The following is a 1,389-nucleotide window of genomic DNA, read 5'->3' as shown; positions in this document are numbered from 1 at the left end:
GAATCTTTCTTTGAACCAGTAGACCCCCAAGAAATTCAATATCTTGAAGATTTACTCTGCCAGTTTGAAAATACTGGGGAAGATACCAAGCTTTCTCGCTTTATTCAAATTTTACGCCAAGAATTAACTGAACGCGAAAGTGCTCTTGTTTTCACACAGTACACCGATACAATGGACTATCTGCGCGATACTTTGCGAGAGTTGTATGGTAGTCAAGTTGCTTGCTATTCAGGTCGTGGTGGGGAATTGTACCAGAACGGTAAGTGGAGTGTAGTTCCCAAGGAAGAAATTAAACGCCGATTCCGTCAAGATGAAATAAAAATTCTCCTTTGCACTGAGTCTGCTTCCGAGGGTTTAAATTTACAAAATTGTGGAGTGTTGATTAATTATGATATGCCTTGGAACCCTATGCGGGTTGAACAGCGTATTGGGAGAATTGATCGCATTGGACAAAGGTATTCCACTGTACGAGTCCACAATTTTTACTACGACGGCACTGTTGAAGCCAAGGTTTACAAAAAATTGCGCGATCGCATCAACGCTTTCGCTACAGTTGTAGGTAACCTTCAACCTATCTTAGCCCAAGTCCCCACCTTTATTGAACAAGCTGCGATGAGCGCCGACCCAGAAGAAGAGGACGTTCTAATGTCTGAATTCGACTCAGTCTTAGATAGACCCCCTCTGCGTCTAGCAATCGAAGAAATGGTAACAATGGATTTAGATAGAGATTTAGCAGAAATTCAAGAACCATTGGCTCCATCTCCTTTTCTACCAGAAAATATCCAGCAACTATTCACCTCATCAGTAATTTTAAAAGCTAGTGGCTCGAAATTTGAGACGAAAGGCGAACGTATTTGGCAACTCGTTCATAAAGGTCAAAACTACACTGTTACGTTCTATCCTGATGTTTTTGAGGAAATGCCTTCACTACGGTTAATGAATTTTGGCGACCCCTTATTTGCAGAATTGCTGCGAGCCGTTAACTGAACTAATGAAAACGCTCACGTGCCATGACAAGTGAGCAACGATTCATTCAATCTATAAACGTCGGGTATTTTCTATATACAATCTTCTTAAATATTTTATTAAGCTACGAATGAATAACTAATTTAATACGTTTACGAATAGATACGATATTTCCGTGGGATTTCTCTTTTGTAAAGATGGATATTGCGGCTAGGTTATAGATAGTTAAAGAGTTTTTCTAGAAACTACCATGCGTCCATACACTCACACATTCCTAACTCTTGTAGTCACTTTTATCTCTACTTCGATGGTTACTCCATGCTTAGCTGAAACTCCAGTCTTATCAAATAAAGATAGCGTATCTATATCTTCAGCATCAATTTCTACCTTAAAGAGCCAGCCTAGTAGTTCAAGTAAGAACAA

Annotated in this window: 1 protein-coding gene; it reads left to right on the top strand. The window is 39.6% G+C overall.

What is annotated here, in order from left to right; translation table 11 throughout:
• A partial coding sequence (locus G4P69_RS38235; RefSeq protein ID WP_208355191.1) for a helicase-related protein occupies positions 1-987 on the top strand: 987 nt, incomplete at its 5' end.
• Positions 988-1,389: the final 402 nt, after the last annotated feature.

It is taken from the genome of Aetokthonos hydrillicola CCALA 1050, from assembly GCF_017591665.1.
GTDB lineage: Bacteria > Cyanobacteriota > Cyanobacteriia > Cyanobacteriales > Nostocaceae > Aetokthonos > Aetokthonos hydrillicola.
Note: the sequence above shows the minus strand (reverse complement) of the source record. Positions and strands in the feature narration are given on the sequence as shown.